The organism is Solibacillus palustris, assembly GCF_022549215.1.
Lineage (GTDB): Bacteria > Bacillota > Bacilli > Bacillales_A > Planococcaceae > Solibacillus > Solibacillus daqui.
Window position 1 is genome coordinate 116,566 of sequence record NZ_JAKZFC010000002.1, and the last position, 18,261, is coordinate 134,826.

Annotated in this window: 31 protein-coding genes; 23 read left to right on the plus strand and 8 right to left on the minus strand. The window is 37.3% G+C overall.

Annotated elements, in window-relative coordinates:
* Positions 1 to 272 precede the first annotated feature (272 nt).
* Complete coding sequence (locus LZ480_RS07485; RefSeq protein ID WP_241368791.1) at positions 273 to 452, minus strand: DUF2759 domain-containing protein; 180 nt, start codon at positions 450 to 452, stop codon at positions 273 to 275.
* A gap of 172 nt (positions 453 to 624) precedes the next feature.
* On the opposite strand from LZ480_RS07485, the gene LZ480_RS07490 reads away from it, so the two are divergent.
* Positions 625 to 1,269 (plus strand): MBL fold metallo-hydrolase, encoded by a 645-nt coding sequence (locus LZ480_RS07490; protein ID WP_241368792.1) that lies wholly within the window; start codon positions 625 to 627, stop codon positions 1,267 to 1,269.
* Between the two features lie 44 nt (positions 1,270 to 1,313).
* Here the strand turns inward: LZ480_RS07490 and LZ480_RS07495 are convergent, their stop codons facing one another.
* Together LZ480_RS07495 and LZ480_RS07500 are read right to left on the minus strand one after the other, a co-directional pair.
* Positions 1,314 to 1,556 carry a DUF2626 family protein gene (locus LZ480_RS07495; protein ID WP_241368793.1) on the minus strand — a complete coding sequence of 81 codons (243 nt, stop codon included), beginning with the start codon at positions 1,554 to 1,556 and terminating at the stop codon, positions 1,314 to 1,316.
* 120 nt (positions 1,557 to 1,676) lie between these two features.
* On the minus strand, positions 1,677 to 2,375 hold the full coding sequence (locus LZ480_RS07500; RefSeq protein ID WP_241368794.1) for a helix-turn-helix transcriptional regulator: 699 nt from the start codon (positions 2,373 to 2,375) through the stop codon (positions 1,677 to 1,679).
* 200 nt (positions 2,376 to 2,575) lie between these two features.
* On the opposite strand from LZ480_RS07500, the gene comGA reads away from it, so the two are divergent.
* The 6 genes from comGA to comGF are packed head-to-tail and all read left to right on the plus strand — an operon-like array spanning position 2,576 to position 6,145.
* Entirely contained in the window at positions 2,576 to 3,562 is a 987-nt protein-coding gene (gene comGA, locus LZ480_RS07505) for a competence type IV pilus ATPase ComGA (protein ID WP_456299980.1), read from the plus strand.
* Positions 3,543 to 4,619: a competence type IV pilus assembly protein ComGB gene (gene comGB, locus LZ480_RS07510; protein ID WP_241368795.1), complete on the plus strand. Its 1,077-nt coding sequence runs from the start codon at positions 3,543 to 3,545 to the stop codon at positions 4,617 to 4,619. Before comGA ends, comGB begins: the two co-directional genes overlap by 20 nt.
* A gap of 13 nt (positions 4,620 to 4,632) precedes the next feature.
* Positions 4,633 to 4,950, plus strand: coding sequence for a competence type IV pilus major pilin ComGC (gene comGC / locus LZ480_RS07515; protein ID WP_332844023.1), 318 nt, complete (start codon positions 4,633 to 4,635; stop codon positions 4,948 to 4,950).
* 1 nt (position 4,951) lies between these two features.
* Complete coding sequence (comGD, locus tag LZ480_RS20055; protein ID WP_408641601.1) at positions 4,952 to 5,494, plus strand: competence type IV pilus minor pilin ComGD; 543 nt, start codon at positions 4,952 to 4,954, stop codon at positions 5,492 to 5,494.
* Positions 5,394 to 5,696, plus strand: coding sequence for a type II secretion system GspH family protein (locus LZ480_RS07520; RefSeq protein WP_241368796.1), 303 nt, complete (start codon positions 5,394 to 5,396; stop codon positions 5,694 to 5,696). The genes comGD and LZ480_RS07520 overlap by 101 nt, the downstream gene beginning before the upstream one ends.
* Positions 5,687 to 6,145: a competence type IV pilus minor pilin ComGF gene (comGF, locus tag LZ480_RS07525; RefSeq protein WP_241368797.1), complete on the plus strand. Its 459-nt coding sequence runs from the start codon at positions 5,687 to 5,689 to the stop codon at positions 6,143 to 6,145. Before LZ480_RS07520 ends, comGF begins: the two co-directional genes overlap by 10 nt.
* A gap of 207 nt (positions 6,146 to 6,352) precedes the next feature.
* Here the strand turns inward: comGF and LZ480_RS07530 are convergent, their stop codons facing one another.
* The 3 genes from LZ480_RS07530 to LZ480_RS07540 form a co-directional block, all read right to left on the minus strand.
* Positions 6,353 to 7,525, minus strand: a complete 1,173-nt coding sequence (locus tag LZ480_RS07530) for a tyrosine-type recombinase/integrase (protein WP_241368798.1) — start codon at positions 7,523 to 7,525, stop codon at positions 6,353 to 6,355.
* Positions 7,526 to 7,588: 63 nt separating this feature from the next.
* A complete protein-coding gene (locus tag LZ480_RS07535; protein ID WP_241369160.1) occupies positions 7,589 to 8,059 on the minus strand; it encodes an ImmA/IrrE family metallo-endopeptidase in 471 nt (156 codons plus the stop codon).
* 24 nt (positions 8,060 to 8,083) lie between these two features.
* Positions 8,084 to 8,500 carry a helix-turn-helix domain-containing protein gene (locus LZ480_RS07540; RefSeq protein WP_241368799.1) on the minus strand — a complete coding sequence of 139 codons (417 nt, stop codon included), beginning with the start codon at positions 8,498 to 8,500 and terminating at the stop codon, positions 8,084 to 8,086.
* Between the two features lie 185 nt (positions 8,501 to 8,685).
* On the opposite strand from LZ480_RS07540, the gene LZ480_RS07545 reads away from it, so the two are divergent.
* The 16 genes from LZ480_RS07545 to dcm all read left to right on the plus strand — a co-directional run bounded on the left by LZ480_RS07545 (position 8,686) and on the right by dcm (position 17,163).
* Entirely contained in the window at positions 8,686 to 8,919 is a 234-nt protein-coding gene (locus LZ480_RS07545; protein WP_241368800.1) for a helix-turn-helix transcriptional regulator, read from the plus strand.
* A gap of 12 nt (positions 8,920 to 8,931) precedes the next feature.
* Positions 8,932 to 9,627: a Rha family transcriptional regulator gene (locus LZ480_RS07550; protein ID WP_241368801.1), complete on the plus strand. Its 696-nt coding sequence runs from the start codon at positions 8,932 to 8,934 to the stop codon at positions 9,625 to 9,627.
* A 68-nt stretch (positions 9,628 to 9,695) separates the two neighbouring features.
* Positions 9,696 to 9,935 carry a hypothetical protein gene (locus tag LZ480_RS07555; protein ID WP_241368802.1) on the plus strand — a complete coding sequence of 80 codons (240 nt, stop codon included), beginning with the start codon at positions 9,696 to 9,698 and terminating at the stop codon, positions 9,933 to 9,935.
* A gap of 208 nt (positions 9,936 to 10,143) precedes the next feature.
* Positions 10,144 to 10,434 (plus strand): helix-turn-helix domain-containing protein, encoded by a 291-nt coding sequence (locus LZ480_RS07560; protein ID WP_241368803.1) that lies wholly within the window; start codon positions 10,144 to 10,146, stop codon positions 10,432 to 10,434.
* Between the two features lie 18 nt (positions 10,435 to 10,452).
* Positions 10,453 to 10,596 carry a hypothetical protein gene (locus LZ480_RS07565; protein ID WP_241368804.1) on the plus strand — a complete coding sequence of 48 codons (144 nt, stop codon included), beginning with the start codon at positions 10,453 to 10,455 and terminating at the stop codon, positions 10,594 to 10,596.
* Positions 10,597 to 10,870: 274 nt separating this feature from the next.
* On the plus strand, positions 10,871 to 11,128 hold the full coding sequence (locus LZ480_RS07570) for a hypothetical protein (RefSeq protein ID WP_241368805.1): 258 nt from the start codon (positions 10,871 to 10,873) through the stop codon (positions 11,126 to 11,128).
* Complete coding sequence (locus LZ480_RS07575; protein ID WP_241368806.1) at positions 11,125 to 11,400, plus strand: hypothetical protein; 276 nt, start codon at positions 11,125 to 11,127, stop codon at positions 11,398 to 11,400. The genes LZ480_RS07570 and LZ480_RS07575 overlap by 4 nt, the downstream gene beginning before the upstream one ends.
* Before the next feature lie 115 nt (positions 11,401 to 11,515).
* Positions 11,516 to 12,079 (plus strand): host-nuclease inhibitor Gam family protein, encoded by a 564-nt coding sequence (locus LZ480_RS07580; protein WP_241368807.1) that lies wholly within the window; start codon positions 11,516 to 11,518, stop codon positions 12,077 to 12,079.
* Entirely contained in the window at positions 12,079 to 12,777 is a 699-nt protein-coding gene (locus LZ480_RS07585; protein WP_241368808.1) for an ERF family protein, read from the plus strand. Before LZ480_RS07580 ends, LZ480_RS07585 begins: the two co-directional genes overlap by 1 nt.
* Before the next feature lie 41 nt (positions 12,778 to 12,818).
* Positions 12,819 to 13,190, plus strand: a complete 372-nt coding sequence (locus LZ480_RS07590) for a zinc-finger-containing protein (RefSeq protein WP_241368809.1) — start codon at positions 12,819 to 12,821, stop codon at positions 13,188 to 13,190.
* 13 nt (positions 13,191 to 13,203) lie between these two features.
* Positions 13,204 to 14,067, plus strand: a complete 864-nt coding sequence (locus LZ480_RS07595) for a phage replisome organizer N-terminal domain-containing protein (protein ID WP_241368810.1) — start codon at positions 13,204 to 13,206, stop codon at positions 14,065 to 14,067.
* Positions 14,036 to 14,836 (plus strand): ATP-binding protein, encoded by an 801-nt coding sequence (locus LZ480_RS07600; RefSeq protein ID WP_241368811.1) that lies wholly within the window; start codon positions 14,036 to 14,038, stop codon positions 14,834 to 14,836. The genes LZ480_RS07595 and LZ480_RS07600 overlap by 32 nt, the downstream gene beginning before the upstream one ends.
* 24 nt (positions 14,837 to 14,860) lie before the next feature.
* Positions 14,861 to 15,082, plus strand: a complete 222-nt coding sequence (locus LZ480_RS07605; protein WP_241368812.1) for a hypothetical protein — start codon at positions 14,861 to 14,863, stop codon at positions 15,080 to 15,082.
* A gap of 12 nt (positions 15,083 to 15,094) precedes the next feature.
* Positions 15,095 to 15,328: a hypothetical protein gene (locus LZ480_RS07610; RefSeq protein WP_241368813.1), complete on the plus strand. Its 234-nt coding sequence runs from the start codon at positions 15,095 to 15,097 to the stop codon at positions 15,326 to 15,328.
* Positions 15,329 to 15,342: 14 nt separating this feature from the next.
* Complete coding sequence (locus LZ480_RS07615; protein ID WP_241368814.1) at positions 15,343 to 15,756, plus strand: RusA family crossover junction endodeoxyribonuclease; 414 nt, start codon at positions 15,343 to 15,345, stop codon at positions 15,754 to 15,756.
* A gap of 117 nt (positions 15,757 to 15,873) precedes the next feature.
* A complete protein-coding gene (gene dcm / locus LZ480_RS07620; RefSeq protein ID WP_241369161.1) occupies positions 15,874 to 17,163 on the plus strand; it encodes a DNA (cytosine-5-)-methyltransferase in 1,290 nt (429 codons plus the stop codon).
* A 93-nt stretch (positions 17,164 to 17,256) separates the two neighbouring features.
* Here dcm and LZ480_RS07625 read toward each other — a convergent pair whose 3' ends face one another.
* The gene (locus LZ480_RS07625) at positions 17,257 to 17,430 is read right to left on the minus strand and encodes a hypothetical protein (RefSeq protein WP_241368815.1); all 174 of its coding nucleotides are present in this window, start codon (positions 17,428 to 17,430) and stop codon (positions 17,257 to 17,259) included.
* Positions 17,431 to 17,635: 205 nt separating this feature from the next.
* Positions 17,636 to 17,971, minus strand: a complete 336-nt coding sequence (locus LZ480_RS07630) for a L,D-transpeptidase (RefSeq protein WP_241368816.1) — start codon at positions 17,969 to 17,971, stop codon at positions 17,636 to 17,638.
* Between the last annotated feature and the right edge of the window lie 290 nt (positions 17,972 to 18,261).

The following is an 18,261-nucleotide window of genomic DNA, read 5'->3' on the forward strand; positions in this document are numbered from 1 at the left end:
GCGTCCGAGAAGTGATTCTGGGAGCCCCCTTTGCGATGATGATGGAGGTTAGCTAGAAACTAATCATGAATGTGTTATCGCAATAAGTGACATTTTAGCATTCGTGCTTTACTTGCTACAAGCAAAGAAGGCAGTCAAACAGATTATTATCATGTGAGGGGCGTACTGTTCAAAAGTTTCTACTTTTTGCGCAGCCCCATTCTGGTTGGAATTGTAGGATGCAAAAAATGTATAAAAAATACCCGCACCATATGTGCGGGTATTTTTCGCAATTATTGATGTACCGGTGGGTAGCCCTGATTAAGAATCGTCATAATAACGAACCAACCAAATACACCTGCTGCAGCTGCGTTAAATAAAACTGCTAAGATGTTTTTTTCTTTGATTGATTGGAATATGCCAACTACGCCAAAAATTGCAATTAAGCCAAAAATAACCATTAATAAGTTCATGAAAATTGACACTCCTTTCGACACCATTTTCCAAATAATGTCGCAACAATATTCCTCTTTTATTGTAAATGTTTCCTTTTCGTTTGTCGAGGACTAAAAATGACGTTTATATGAACGATTAAGTCATGGTACACTAGAAAAGATAGATATTACAATTTTTGAGGTGAATGAAATGCTCAATATCCGAATGTATCCACTTGGGCCAATCCAAACTAATTGCTATATTATAAGCAATAAAAATAAAGAATGTTTAATTTTCGATCCAGGTGAAGAGGGGGCACGTATTGTAAAACAGCTGCGTAGTAATGGATTAAAGCCATTAGCGATTTTATTAACGCATACACACTTTGATCATATTGGTGCGGTAGAGGCTTTACAAGAAGTATTTAATGTACCACTATATGTACATGAAAAAGAAGTAGCTTGGTTAGGGGACCCACTAAAAAATGGGTCAGGTAAGTATGCCGAATTGCCAAACTATATTGTAAAGGCACCAAAGGAGGAACATATTCTTCGTACAGAGGGCGAACTGACAATTGGTGACTTCACTTTTGATGTGGTACATACGCCAGGTCATTCTCCAGGTAGTGTGTCATTTATCTTTAAAGAAGATGGTTTTGCAATTGTTGGAGATACATTATTTGAACAAAGTATAGGTCGTACTGATTTAATTGGGGGTTCGATGGAAGTATTACTTAAATCGATTCATGATAAGTTGCTATCTTTACCAGAAGACACGATTATTTATCCAGGTCACGGTGGCTATACAACTCCAGCTGCTGAGATGAATCATAATCCCTTTTTAAATGGATTTTAACAATATAAAAAAACGACTGCGCAAGATTGGCAGTCGTTTTTTTATTAGTGTCCTCCACCAGGAGTGTGCATGAATGTTGTAAAATACGTGAATCCTGCGAAGAAAACAGTTAAGTAAGCCCCGAAAATGTATAGATACATGCGTTCTGACAGATTTAAGAAGCCTAATAATAAAAATAACCCTGTATTACCTATGAATAATAGCGAAACCTCGTTCATACCACCAAGGTAGAACATAACGGCGAAAATAGCTGTCCAGAATGCCATAACTTTATACATATTGCTCATTTAGATTTTCCCTCCTTTTACGTAAAATAGACTAATCTCTCATCTATTATAAGGCAATGTTCAGAACAATGTAAACTAGAACTTATGGAAGAGTTGTGACAATCGCGTGTTTTTTTTCCATTAATTGTGTATGGTAATTTTGTATTTGCAATATTCACAGTGATGCAACATACTTTCAAATTGAGCAAATTCACTGTTGCCAAACAATACTTCAACTTGTCCGCGCAAAAATGATTCGTGTAATTGACATGTGATTTTACCATGAGTTGTCATTTGATTATAAAAAGGGCAATTATAAATATCGAATAACACGGTCTTTGAGAGATTTTCAATAAGGACTTCAGGAACATAACCAATTTGTTGCGCGCTTTTTGTTAATAGCGCTAATTTTTCTTCAAAAGTTAGTGGGGAATGTTCAGATTGTTTTATTATGAGTTCGCGCATCATTTGACGTCCATCTTCGTAGCTAATTTTCTTCGCTTGTTGTAAAGCATCATCTCCAAGTTGATCGATTAATTGAATACACCACTTCAAGAGTGACGAAGAGTCACGATATGGAAAGCTAAGTTGAATCCCTTCTTGTTTTACTTGGTACACTCGTCCGGGGCGACCACCCTTTCCGGTTTTAAGAAATTCAGCGGTAATAGCACCAATTTCAGCGAGCTTGGTTAAATGTAGGCGTGCTACATTCGAATGTATTTGGAATTCATCCGCAATTTCTTGTACAGAAATCGGTCTTTTGTACTGTACCATGTATTCATAAATTGAAAAACGTGTTTCATCGGCTAAAGTACTTGTTACTTTTATTGGATGTAGCATTTTCTAACCTCCAATCATTGGCAATTATAGTATTTCATCTCTTTTATTCTACACGAATCGAGGTTGAAAATGTCTGTTTTACACAAAAATATCACATAAAAAGAAATTTTTAGAAAATGCATTCCCATTTCACGTTGCTTCATTTATACTTTCGATAAATTAGATAGAGGGGGTGAAACATAATCGAACAAGAATCAATTATTGAACAAAAGTGCATACAGCTCATAAAGCAAGCGATTGATTTTCAAGCTTCTGATGTTCACTTATTGCCAAGAGAAGACCATTATCAGTTAATGTTTCGAAAATATGGTTACTTTCAAAAAATACGAGACATTTCAAATGACCTTTCAATTCGTATGATTTCTTATTTTAAATTTTTATCCTCATTAGATATTAGTGAAAAGCGTAAGCCTCAAAGTGGAGCCTTCCAACGACAATTCCAAGATTTTCAATATTCTTTGCGAATTTCAACCTTACCATCAGCCTGTCAAAAAGAAAGCTTAGCGATTCGTATTCTAAAACAAAATCATTCGATGCCACTACACGAGTTATGTCATTTTCGTGAAACTGCTCAGCTGCTGGAGAGTTTAGTACAGCATGAAAGTGGTCTAATCTTAGTAAGCGGTGTAACAGGCAGTGGTAAAACAACGACTTTATATTCATTACTTCATTATTGTGCGTATCAGCTAAATCGTCATGTTATCACAATCGAGGACCCAGTTGAAAGTATTCAATCAGAACTTTTGCAAATTCAGGTAAATGAAAAGGCAGGCATATCGTATGCAACTTCATTAAAAGCGATATTACGACATTCGCCACAAGTATTGATGATTGGGGAGATACGCGATAAGGAAACGGCAAAAATTGCAATTGAATCTGCATTTACTGGACATTTAGTTATCTCAACTATCCATGCTAAAGATAGCATAAACAGTTTATATCGTTTACATGATTTATCGGTTTCTTACGAGGAAATGCGCCAAATGTTGCGAGCCGTTGTCTGTCAAACATTAATTGAACGGGGAGGAGAATATAAAGCGTTATTTGAAATGCTTCATGATAAGGAGTTAGTCAATGTGATTGAAGCAATCCGAAATGATTTGAGTTATGCTTTATCCGCAGACGCAACGCTTGTTGGTCAAAAGAAAAAATTATCAGGAGGTTGCTATGAATATACCTCTAATTAAAAAATCGATGTGGAAGCAGCAATTTTTTGCTAAATCGGTTATGAGAGCACATGAATTTCCTACCTTATTAGAACGTACGGCAACATTATTAAATGAAGGCTATACATTTGCACATAGCATTGAAATGTTGCTGCCATACCACATAAAAAATTTTGAACCTGTTCAACAGCAAATAAAGGAAATATTGTCGAGTGGCGGTAGTGTGACGCAAGTATTTGAAGCTTTGGGGCTTGAAAAACAATATTTAATTTCGATAGAACTAGCCGAAGTTTCAGGTCGTTTAAATGAAACGATTTACATTGTGTCCAAGCAGTTAACCTTTCAACAGCAAGCAAAATCCAAGCTATTGAAAGTATTATCGTACCCAGTATTGTTATTTGGATTTTTAGTAATGTTATTTTTGGCTTTTCGTACGTATTTCTTACCAAATATGTCCTCTGTAATTTCATCTAGAGCTGATGTAACCTCGTCAACAAGCATCCAATGGTCCACATTTTTCTTACACATCCCTGATTTAATTGTAATATTTAGCGTATTCATTGTGACTACATTGATATGTTTTACTTTTTTTGTAAAAAAGAAACGTGTTGATCTTCAACTGAATTTATTATTTCGTATACCTTATATTAGTTTGTTTTGGCGATTAATTTTAACAAGGCAATTTTCTAGAAATCTTGGAAACCTATTGTTAGCGGGTTTATCATTGCAACAGGCATTCGAACAGTTGAAAATTCAACAGCACCAAGAACAAATCGCTTACATTTCACTCGTCTTACAGCAACGAATAATCTTAGGTGACCCACTGGCGAATGCAGTACAAATGGTTGGTTATTTTTATCCGAAATTTGAACATTTTATTGCACATGGTGAAGCCAGTGGTTTTTTAGGTAGGGAGCTTGTTTTATATTGCGATTTGTTAGATGAAAAACTAGAAAAAATTATCACCAAATCGGTAGCAATCATTCAGCCGTTGTTATTTATGGTAATTGCAGTTTGTGTAATTGCTGCGTATTTAAGCATTCTATTGCCAATGTATGATGTGATTGATTTTATTTAATGAGGTGGAAAATGTGAAAAACGAAAAAGGATTTACTTTAGTAGAAATGTTAGTTGTGTTGTTTATTATATCGATTTTAATCTTAATCACGATTCCCAATGTATCCAAGCATTTTGCAACGATAGATGAGAAGGGCTGTGATTCTTATGTGCTAATGCTTAATGGTCAAATTGAAGCTTATAGAATTAGTACAGGAGATTATCCTGCAAGTTTTAAGGAGTTATTTGATAATGGATATATTACAGAAGAAGTACCGAAATGCCCTAATAAAACTGTGATAACTTTTAATGGTAAAATGGCTACTATTCCTAATGATTCGAGTTTACCGTAAGATGAATAACGCACTCCAAAACGAAAAAGGCTTCACATTAATCGAGATGCTTGTAGTTTTAGTAATCTTTACAATCATTTGTTCTTCGGTTTTATTTTTTACAACTGAAAAATTGACCAACTATACAAACGAACAATTTATTGACCAAACAGAATTGTTGATTCGTTTAGCGCAGGTAAAGGCGATTGAGAAGAAATCCAATTTTGAATTCCTCGTATTTAATTGTCGTAAAATAACGGTTAGAAATTTTTCGAGTCGCGATGAAATTCTATATGATCAAGTATTACCAGCTGGTATTGAAATATTTTTATCAACAACCAATTCAAAAATAATATTTAATAATAACGGAAATATTCGAAGTAGCGGTTCTATTATGTATCATTTCAATAATTATGCTTATCACTTTACAATTAATATGGGCAAAGGGAGGCAGATATTAAAAGATGTTATTGAAACAACAGACAGGATTAACTCTTGTGGATACACTTTTAGCAGTAGTAATCTTATTTTTTCTAACGTCAACATTGATTCCAATCACCTTTAATATGAAACAAAATATTACCATACAACAAAAGCAAGCACATGCTGCGGAGGTGGCATTCAATGGTGCTTTAAAATACAAACGATATCAAGAAGTGTCAGGTGAACAGCAAATTGAAGGCACATTCTATACATGGATTTATAATGAGGGACAAATATGTGTAACATATGAGCTAAATGGAGTGATAAAGGAGCGATGTATTTAATTTCGAAAATAAAAAATCAGCGTGGCTTTACACTATTAGAAAGTTTATTTCATTTAGCTGTGCTCGTATTGTTTGCTTCGATTAGTTTATTGATTGTTATTTGGGTGCGAGATATTCAAAATATTAACCAAATAAAGCATGATGTAAATTGGGAACTTTTTGTCTATGATGTACATCAATACAATGAAAATTCTATATCGGGGGAAATTGTTTCACCTAAAATATTGATGTTAGAGCCAGCTAATGATCCAGATAATCGTGAATTTTATATTGAACAACCGAATAATCATGTGCGTAAACGTTCAAATAAGGGCGGCAATGAAATCATGCTTCCAAACGTGCAAGGTTTACAGTATAGACAAGAAGGTAATGAAATTATTATGAAAGTTGTGACACAAGATGGGAAATTGCGGGAAAGGGTCATTGTTATGCCGTTACCTCGTGAATGAACGGGGCTTTTTATTCCTTTTAGCAGTTTTTTTGTTATTTATTGTTACGGGAGCTGCTTTATTTTATACAAATGCATTTTCTAGCCAATTTATGATATATAATTCATCGGTCTGTGAGGGAGAGTGTTGATATATCAGCGTTTTGAGGTGTTTTAATAAAGGTGTACCCCAAAACGTACCCCAAAACGCCAAATTTACCATGAAAAATTAGTTATCCACAACATTAAAATGGTTAAATAATTCCACTGTTTCTTCTTCAGTTTGTGCCAACGAATGCGCATATACATTCATGACGGTTGCAGGGTGGTCTCCGATAATTTTTGCAACACTTACGAGAGGAACCTTATTCGCAATTAAAATCGATGTATACGTGTGCCGAAATCCATGAGGTGTAATTGTTGGAAACCCTTTAGGACAATTATCTAACAATGCAACTAATGCGTCATTTACATAACCCACGCCAATCGGAGTGAAATGGTGGCGGTCGATAAATACATAATCATCCTTAACTAGATGCATATTTTTCTCCCATTTGCATTGAATGCACCATGTTTTATACTTTTTTAATTGGTCTATTAAAATTCTATTAACATGGATTGTTCGATAGCCGTTATCTGACTTAGGTGGCCCTACTTTATTATTGATGCGAGTTCTCTCGATTGTGATGGTGTGATTTTGAAAATCAATGTCAGACCAGCGCAGACCAGCTAGTTCGCCTTTTCGCATGCCGGACATGCCCAATGTTAAAAAGACAGTATAATAAGTAGTTGGATCATAATCATGAGCAATTTTTAAAAAAAGCTTCAGTTCTTGCTCGGACAGATATTTTATATCTCGTTTACCATTAGCTTTTCCAAAATCTAACCTCGTTACAGGGTTATCTTTAATGATACGTTCTTCAACGGCGCTATTAAGTGCAGTAGTAACTATCCTGCTGATGTTAATAATTGTTCTTTGTGACATTCCTTTTTCGATAAGTGGGTTGATCAGTTCGCGCTGCATAATCATATTCGTGATTTTGTTCAATTTCATTTTACCAATCGACGGAAGTATATGCCGTTCGATATTTCGTTTGTACAATTCGTATGTGCCGATTCGCCAAACCTTCTCGTTGGCAGCCATCCAAATTTCCATCCAATCCATAAGTTTGTAATTATCGGACTTCACAAAATCTTCGTTGCCATCCAAAATATCGGCTTTAACGTTAATTAACGCTCTTTCCGCTGCTAATTCAGATGGTAATCCGTATTTCGATTTTTCTTGGCGATTTTGTAACTTATCGTAATACTTATAACGATATGCATATTTCGTTTCACCGGCAGCATTTTGATACTTGTAAATGTTGTCTTTTTTTGTTTTTTCCAAATTATATCTTGCCATTTTTTATTACCCCATTCCGTAGCACGGGCAGGTGCGATAGCTTTAACGGGATAATTTATTACATCACTCCTTTCGAAAAGAGAATATATGTTCGTTTTTTGGTTGTAAAAATAGCTTCTTACATTTCAACTCGACTAATTCAATCGGGACATTATGTATAGAAGCTATTTCTTGTAACGATTCACGTTCATTGATGGATTCGTCGGGTATTAATAATTCAGCAGCAAAACGATTCGCTTCACGTTCGATTTTGCTAACTAATAAAAAAGTATCTTTACGCATCAAGGGGGTATTTACATGTTTATGTAACACCGCATGTCCCAATTCGTGCGCGCAAACTACTTTTTGTAGATGGTCAGAAAGATTTTGGTTAATTACAATATACTGATTACGTCTATCGTACTTGTAGTAACCGTTAATGTCGTGATGCAGATCATGTTTAAATACTAAGATATTACATGACTCTGCAATTTCGTAAGGGCAGGTAGTTTGGTGCTTTTTGGTCAATTGCCTTACGATTTTTTGAATCCACATGCAATCACTTCGCTTCACCAGTATTTATTCTTCCTCGCGATATTTCTTAGGTGTGTACTTTTTGTTGATCCGTTGAGTTTGTCTAAATAATAATTCCATTGATTCTAATAATGATTCTTTAGCTTCATCGCTCATTGGCTCACCGTCAAAGGCTAATCCATCAGTATTTTCAAGATCATTTTTAAATTGTTCAAGTCGTTTAGCGATGTCCTGTTCGCCTTTTAATAAATTATTACTTTTATTTGATGGAGTATCATTCCTACCTAATAATGAATCAACAGAAATGTCATAAAGGTTGGCAATTGCTTGCAGTAGTTCATGATCAGGTTCTCTTATGCCGTTTTCGTAATGAGAATACCTAGCCCTAGAGATACCCAATTTTTTAGCAACTTCTTCTTGAGTTTGTTTACCTCGCAATTTTTTAAGGTTTTCTTGAAGCACAAAATTCTCCTCACATTCATTTATAGGAACATATATTTGTAAATGATTATACACATTGACAGATACAATTAGTATCTTTAAAAAACAAATGATACAAAAAGTATCAAAAATAGTTGACGATACGAAATGTATCTGATATATTTTGTTTAAAGATACGAAATGTATCAGAAAGGCAGGTGGAAATTTTGAGAAAGAAACTAATTGAACAACGTAAACAACATTTATTAACTCAGTTTGAATTAGCTAAACAATTGGGGATTTCTGAAGTATATGTTAGGAAATTGGAAAGAGGTTCACGTAATCCATCCATCGCATTAATGATTAAATTTGAAGAATTTTTTGGTTTACCAATGAAAGAATTGTTTCCAGATATTTTTTTAAAAGTAAATGATACAGAATGTATCAAAAAATTAGCTTAGGAGGCTCATTACATGAATCAATTATTACGAAACATTACAAGTTTGGAAGTCGCGGAGATGGTAGGGCGAGATCATAACGAAGTATTGAAAGATTTACGCCGTATCAGCACTCAATTAGGAGAGGGGATTTTACCCCAGTCCTATTTCATTGAATCATCTTATACAAATAGTCAAAACAAGGAATTACCCAGTTTTCTTTTAACGAAAAAAGGCTGTGAACTATATGGGACACGTATGACAGGTGGAAAAGGTACACAATTTGCAGTCAAGTACATTGACCGTTTCAACGAAATGGAGGAAACGATACAGCAAAAACAACTTCTGCAGGATCCGATCACTTTAGCTTTAAAAGCTGCACTAGAAACGCGTGAACAAATACAAACGATACAACAAGATGTCAATTTACTAAAAGGCACAATGCGTATCGATGGTCGCCAAGAGTACGCATTAAAAGAACAAGGTAAGTCGAAGGTTTTACAAGAACTTGGCGGATATGGCTCATTAGCTTACGAAAAACTAAGTCGTAAAGTTTTCGCGCAACTATGGCGTGACTTTAAAAAGCACTTTATTTTACCTCGCTCAACAGAATTACCAAGGGAGAGATTTGATGAAGGGGTAAAATTTATTGCTATGTGGCGTCCAGATACAACACTTGCAATCGATATTGAGGCGGCTAATAAACAAGCGCAATTTAAATTAGTGGAGTAAAGAAGGCGCCACACCAGCGCCTTTCTGAAAATGATAGTGTGGAATTTTTTCCGAGGAGTAGGTGTTATATGAAGAAAAATCCGATTAACGAGGAAATTGAAAATCTCGATGAACCACTCGTTTACGAGATTGAGGATTTAATCCGTATTACAAAATTCAAAGAAGATATGTTAAAAGAATATTTTTTACATGATCCTCGGATTTTACGATGGCAACGCAGAGGCAAAGCACGGGGCAAACGTGTTTGGCTCGCTAAAGAAACGCGTAACGCTATCCGAGAAATCATGTTAAATGAATGGCCAAGCTAAAAAAATAATGCACGGGCAGGTGCGATAGCTTTGAACCATATAGCCGAGGGCAATCGGCAGTAAAAAGAGCTAGGGCAATAGCTCAATAGCAAGTTAACTTGCTTAATTAAATATATCCGATTTTGGTACTTGATAGTATTAAAAGTCCACAGTCGACTAGTCGGAAATGGATTAGTCGGAAATGGAATATTGAAGGGAGGTAGAAATTATGGCAACTGATTTTGCAAGACATTTAAAAGATTTCCGCGAGCGCGCTAGCATCACGCAAACGGAAATGGCTCAAAAGCTTAATATGACACAATCGCATATTAGTAAATATGAGACGGGGCGTAAGGTAATCGATTTAGAAACATTCATGAGTTGGGTACGTGCGACAAACAGCGAGATGCAAGCAGCGATGATTATGTTTGGGGCTGATATTTTTGCACAGGCATCACAAGCGGTCACATTAATTCCGGCATTTATAACAACGGTAGATGCTACACAGCTTTTTATGTAATAGAAGGAGATGGAAGGGATGATCAAGAAAGTGCGTGATTTCTTCTTTTTAGAAGAAGCGAAGGCATCGGATTCTGATAAGGCAGTTATCATCTTACTTTTGATTGTTGGTGTATTCGCAGTTTATGCATTAGCAGTCGGATATGGAGGTTTACATGCTTAAATGGTTGTTCAACTGGCACAAGTTATCAGTCCAGCAAAGGTTGCTAATCAGTGGCAGACAAATAAAAAACCGCTAATCGCGGGAACGATTAACGGTCGGTACAAGTTTAGTAGATTCATTATAACAAATTTTAACTGACATTGCGAGTTAACTTTACTCGCTCTCGTCAAGCAGCACATAGCAGACCGCATCCTCCCAAAATAAGTGCGGCTAGGCCATTGACTATGTGTTGCTTGATGGGATTCGTCCCATACAAAAAATGAGGAGTGATTTTATGTCAATGATAGAAGGGTTAAAAAACGCAGCATCAATTATTGAACAATACCAACTTGAGTCAGTACTTTCAGTGGATTGCGATGAAAGACAAGGGGCTCGCATTCAGATTTGGGATCATAGTGAATTAGAAAAAATCAGTCATTTAGTAATTAATGAGGTTACACCAAAAATCAGTCGTGCTTATGTAATGCTGAATGGCGTAAAAATTTTCATGGTCACTAGTGATGTATCTAACTGGTTAGAGGAAATCGCATGATGTTGGAAATTGAAAACACAACGTACAGTGGTGTAGGTAAAACGTTTGTTGGTTTGTATGATGCACCAGCGCCAGTTTTATTGGACTGGAAAGGTCACCAAGTGTTTAAGGGTGAGGAGTATTACGTATTCGGTGAAAATGAGCATGAAATTTTTGTGCATATCGAGGAAGTTTGCGAGTTTTTAGATGACAGTCGGTTAGGTGTTAGTTGTTACGAGCAACTAATTACTTTAATCGAAGTTTATCACGACAATTATCCAATCATTGCATAAGAAAACCGCTGTTACGAGCAGCGGTTAAGATTAGGCTCATGCCACAATAATTTATTTCATTTTAGAGCATGAGCCTAAAAATATCAATTAAAAACATTGTTTAGGAGGTCTTTAAATGAACGTATTACAGGAGCAAGAATTATTTGAACTAGAGCAAAATGGTGAAGAAAGTCGAGTTTATGTAATCACTGATTTAAACGGATTAAATTGGGCATTTCGCAAAATGTCCGCTATCCATGCGAAAGTAAATGATGTTAAAGCATTGGCGCAAGCCGAGCGAGAACGTATCGATAAATATGAGCTTAGCGAGTTGGCAAAATACGAAAATGATTTAGCTTATTTTACGCAAAAAATTACAGAGTATCATGCAACGGTATTAGCAGACGATCCAAAAGCAAAATCCATCAAAACACCATATGGAGTAGCTAAATCCACATCAAGTAAAGCAGCACCCGAAAAAGCGGACGAGCAGGCGCTAATCCAGTATGCCAAATCTAACGAAATTGACGTTGTAGAGGTCAAAACAACCGAGTCACTCAAATGGGCGGAGTTGAAGAAAACACTCAGTGTGGTCGAATCTGATGGCGAATTAGTGGTCGTTGATTCAGATGGTCAGCGCGTGCCGGGTGTGACGGTAAAACCTCCGTCAGTTTCCTTTAAAGTCGAGGTGTCGGATTGATGAATAAATCAGAGTCAATTATCGAGTTGGCAAAAGCATTAGCAACATTCCAGGGCGAGGTTAAACAGCCGACAAAAGACGGTAAAAATCCTCACTTTAAATCAACATACGTGACGTTGGATGGGGTAGTGCAAGCAATCACTGAGACTGCAAGCAAGCACGGTTTATCGTTTATGCAATTTCCGATTAATGATGAGGCTCGCATTGGTATTAAAACACTTGTTATGCACATAAGCGGCGAATTTATCGAGACTGACCCAATCTTTGCAACGCCAGGTAAACAAGATGCACAAGCAGCCGGGAGCGTTATCACATACCTTAAGCGCTACAGCTTAGCAGCAATTTTCGGCATCACATCAGACGTAGATGACGATGGCGAGGGCGCATCATTCAGTAGTAACCAGCAATACCAACAGCCACAATATCAAAATCAGCAGTACCAACTACCGCAATACCAACAGCAGAATCAAACAGCACCACCACAGCAAAGCAACGGAATCACTGAGCCGCAATTAAAGGCACTTAACGCTAAACTATCCAATTGTGCAGGTGGAGACAAAGACCAAATGGCGGTTATTTACAACGGTGCACTCGATGTAATGGGAATTCCGAGTGGGACAAACCGCAAAGATTTAACCAAAACGCAAGCGAGTAAAGTGATTGATTATTTGGCTAATTTAGAGCCAGCAACAGCATAAAGGACAGGGGATTTTTCCCCGTCCAATTATGAGGGTTACTCATGGAAATGGAATGTCCGTACTGCACAGGCCAAGTCGAGTTTGTAAGCACCAAACAATTTTACGGCAAGGATTATGGCACGAACGTATATGTTTGTTATCCGTGTGACGCTTATGTCGGTACGCATGGGAAAGGTAAAACGCCACTTGGTACATTAGCTAACAAACAATTACGCTCACTACATATGACAGCACATTCAATTTTCGACCCACTGTGGAAGGGCAAATTCCGCAAGATGGGGCGTAGTGGAGCTTATCGTTTGATACAAAAACTTATGGATTTACCGCCAGAAAAGGCGCACATCGCGATGTTTGATGAAGAACAATGTCGTTTATTAATTAGCAAATTGAAAGAATATCGAGGGCTTAATTAGGAGGGCTAGGGCAATGGCTGAAATCACTTGGATAAAACTTAAAACGGACATGTTCGATGATGAAAAAATTAAAATTATCGAACGTATGCCGGAGGGCGATGGCATCTTGGTCGTTTGGGTGAAACTTCTCGCCTATGCCGGAAAGGTGAATTGTAGCGGTTACATTATGATCGCTGAAGATATACCGATGAACATCGAAGAAATGGCAATCATCTTTAACAGACCACTCGAAAAAGTACGCTATGCAATACAAGTTTTACAACGTTATCGAATGATTGAAGTTGATGAAAATGAGCGTATTTGCATTAGCAATTGGGAGAAGCACCAAAATATTGACGGCATGGAGAAAGTCCGATTGCAAACTGCTGAACGTAATCGAAAATACCGTGAACGCAAGAAACAACAAGCTTTGCAAGCACCAAATGACGCGTCACAAGAATTAGCGAGTGACGTTAGCGTGACGTCACGTGACGGAATAGAAGTAGAAGTAGATATAGAAGAAGATAAAGAACTTAAAAGATCTTCTACTACTGCTACTAAGCCTTCGCCTCCAGTGAGCATAATCACCTTCTTCCAAGAAAATGTTCGCTTCAATTTATCGCCATTTGAACTTGAAACGATTATTCATTGGGAAAACGAATATTCTTACGAGCTAATCATCGAGGCAATGAAACGTACCGCATTAGCAAATGCAACAGCACTACGATACACGGAAGGTATTTTAATAGATTGGCAAAAAAAGCGTCTTACCACTTTAGCAGAAGTCGAAAGAGATGATGCAGCGTTTAATCAAAAGAAAGGAGCGAAACGAAATGAATCCAATCCACGAAGTCGTCAATCGCCTGGTGGAACAGAACAAGACAACTACTCCTTATAAAATTTGTCCTATTTGTAATCAGCAAGTGCCAGCTATTGAGGTAGACGTATTAGGTACGAAACGCATGGTGCAACCCAAGTGCAAATGCGAGGTAGAGGCCTTTGACGCTGAACAAAAGGAATTTCAAAACTTTCAGCGCGAACGTGAAGTACGCGAGCTCTTTAGCATCAGTCAAGTGGGAGAGCGTTATTTACAAGCTACTTTCGATAACTTTCAATCGCGGACAGGGGCGGGAAATGCTTATAAAATCGCACAGTATTACGTGGACAAGTTCGAGACTTTTGGACGCGAGAGTTTGCTCCTTTGGGGTGAGCCTGGCAATGGTAAGACGCATTTAGCGGCAGCTATCCATAACGCATTACGAGCAAAGGGGCTAGTCGTGGTCTTTGTATCGATGCCTGACTTACTTAGCAAAATTAAAGCTACGTTCAACCGCAATAATAAAGAGAGTGAAGAGCAAATATTACGTGCATTATCCATTTGCGACCTACTCATTATCGATGATTTAGGTGCTGAAAAAACTAGTGATTGGGTGGAGGAAACGATATTTAAAATCATCGACAACCGCTACCGCCGTAATAAGCCGATTTTAGCCACAAGCAACATGGCTCCGAAGGATTTACCGGAGCAGATTGGTAAACGTTCAAATGACCGCATCGTTGAGATAATGCAGCCAGTTGAAAATAAGGCGACCAGCTACCGCAGAGAGCATGCAAAGGGGCGTTTCGGGCAGTTTAAAGCATTTTTACAAGAAAACGAGGGTGCATAGGCGCTCTCGATTGGAGGAGTCAAAATGAAACCAATCCTAATGGGCTTTAATGGTGTATCACCATTAGCCATCATTTTTTGGTACAAGCCAGGCGAGGAAACACCGTTTTGCAAAACAATTTGTTATGACGAGGACGATGTTATTGCGATGCACAATCGTCATACAACACCAGGGGATTTTTATAACAAATTAGAGCCGAGTGTGCATTTGGTTGATAGTAACGAGCCATTGCAACAGGTGGCGTAGGGAGGAATATGCATGACACCATCATATGAGAACAATGCAGCTATTTACGACAACTACCGTGCTCCAGCGAGATTTATACAGTTTGAGGACCATGTCTATGCATTTAAAGGTGTAACAACAAAAGCAGATATCGCTATCCATCATTATCGCTGCAACTACGAGTGCCATAATTTACGGATTCATTTGCAAGGTGGCGTTCCTTTTTATGTAGATGGGATATATAAAATTGAGGAGCAATTGGTTTGAGGGGGGTTAGGGCAATGATTCAATTTACAATACCAGGCGCAACACAGGCGCAAGAACGACCGAGATTTAGTCGAGCTGGTAATGGTGTACGTACACATGATGCTCCTAAATCGAGAGCATATAAAGATTTAGTAAAGGTTGTGGCATGGGATAACAAACCACAGGAGCCACTACAAGGTCCATTAAAGCTAGAGGTGGATGTTTATCTCGTACCACCAAAAGCAGACCAAACAAAGCCGAAATTAGCACGAATGGCATGTGGTGAAATGCGACCAATTAAAAAGCCTGACTTGGATAATTTAGTTAAGGGCATTAAAGATGGTTGTTCCAAAATTATCTGGGTGGATGATGCACAAATTGTGGAGCTGGTGGTGCGTAAATTTTACGCGATGCAGCCGAGGGCAGAGGTTAAGGTGGAGGCGGTTTGATGAAGAAACGAATTCATATTTTCGTAGATTATCTTATTTATATTTTGGATCGATTTATTAAATAAAATTACTAAGCATTTGAACAATTATGTGAAGTGAAAAAAGTAGGTGAGCAACATAAATTTTTTAGATTTTTTCGCAGGGATTGGGGGCTTTCGTTTAGGTATGGAAGCTGTCGGTCACAACTGCGTTGGATATGTTGAATGGGATAAATTCGCTCGAAAATCATACGAAGCAATTCATAATACAGAAGGGGAGTGGACAGCACATGACATTACAACTGTATCAGACGACGATTTTCGATTATTTAGAGGAACAGTCGATGTTATTTGTGGAGGATTCCCATGCCAAGCATTTAGTATCGCTGGAAAACGAAAAGGATTTGATGACACTCGCGGAACATTGTTCTTCGATATTGCCCGAGCAGCTAAACAAATCCAACCACGCTATTTATTCCTTGAAAACGTCAAAGGGTTACTCAATCACCAAGGCGGGGACACTTTCAGAACAATCCTCAACACGCTTGATGAATTGGGGTATGATGCAGAATGGCAAATATGTAACAGCAAGGATTATGGCGTCGCACAGAACAGAGAACGGGTGTTCATTATCGGACATCTTAGAGGAGGAAGTACCAGAAAAGTATTTCCTATCAGTGGAACAAGTAAAGCGATTAACAATGGCTTAACAGAGGTACTTGATACTGATCAAGGTGGAAGTGGAGAGCATTATACATTTATAGATTTGAACACAGAGCCTAATACAACAGATGTTTCAAGATGTTTAACAGCACGATATACAGCTGGTATAACAAATCATAAAGGTGTGAATTCGGGTGTATTAATTCGACCTGTTCTTACACCTGATCGAATAGAAAAAAAACAGAACGGCAGACGGTTTAAAGAAGATGGCGAACCGATGTTTACTCTAACCGCTCAAGACAGACATGGTATAGCTATTAAAGAAGCAACAAAACAAGGTTACGACATTGCAACAGAAGGCGATTCAATCAATTTGGCAGTACCAGGTTCACAAACTCGTCGAGGTAGAGTTGGAAAAGGAGTAGCGAATACATTAGATACATCTTGTAATCAAGGTGTTGTATTAAGAGAAACTAAAGACGGTTTTCACCTAGCTAGAACTGATGGAAAAAAATCATCTATACAAGGTACACATGTCACTTATCCGGAAGGTGAGTCGCATTGTTTAAGTACTGCTCATAAACCGATGACTATTGAAGAGTATCGTATCAGAAAACTTACACCACGCGAATGTTGGAGACTACAAGGCTTTCCAGATTGGGCTTTTGATAAAGCTGCAGAAGTTAATTCAGATAGTCAATTATATAAACAAGCTGGGAACAGTGTGACTGTAAATGTAATTGCTGCGATTGCAAAAAGGCTTTAGTTGCTATACATTTTGAGCAAAATGAGTAGCAAAGCATAATTCATTTTATAAAAAAATGAACTGTCCTAAAATGAACAGTTCATTAATAACACTTTATTTAACAGCTTTTAAAAAAGCTTTCCCTTTTTTGTAGACAAATCTTTCCCATTTTGCTAGCAACCCGTTTCCATTCTCGCCACGTTCTAATTCTAAGGCGTGATTCTTATGGAAATCAATTACCCGTTTATTATGGTCTTTTTGCAGGTGGTGCAATGTGTTATGTTTCATGTTCAAATCCCCTATCTTTTAATACCTAAATTATATGCTTCTGATTGATACATGAGAAGTAATTAAATATATAATGTCTTGAATCATTTTGTGTAGAAAAAAAGACCTGAGCAACCACTCAAGTCAGCAAAATAAAACGGGTGTATGGTAGCAGCACAGCACGCCTCGGATTTGTTGTTATGCCTATAGGGATAGATTAACAATGTTATTTATGAATAGAAACTCTAGTACCAAGTGGTACTAGAGATGATAAATCTTGAACATTTTGATTTGTCATTCTAATACATCCGTGTGGGAGATTCTTATCAATTGAAGCAGGGTTATTAGTTCCGTGTATACCGAAATGAGATTTTGATAAACCCATCCAAAGCGCTCCGAATGGTGCGGGTGGATGGACTTCTTTATTGATAATCGTGTAAATCCCAGTAGGTGTTGGTGACAACATTTTCCCAACTGCAATTGGGTAAGTTTTTAAAATTGTTTTGTCATCCATAAGTATTAATTGATTATTTGATGTAGATACGTCAATCCATATTGTCATGAAGACCAACTCCATTTTTGAATATAGTATGAAGTAACTCAGGAATCGGTTATTTAAAGAAACTAAATATTCTGCCTATTTTGTTGGGTGAGTAACTAATAAGAAAAGTAATAGAAATTAGGTAGAAAATAAAAAAACCGGCAAAAGGAATACCGGTTTAGAATGGATAATCTTAATTTGTACTGTTTTCGTTATTTAGAAAACGACCAGAGGCTTGATTTTTATTAGCTTCTGCTTGAGGGAGTTGTTGTTTGATTTGGTAATTCAAATCAAGGAAAACGATCCGACAA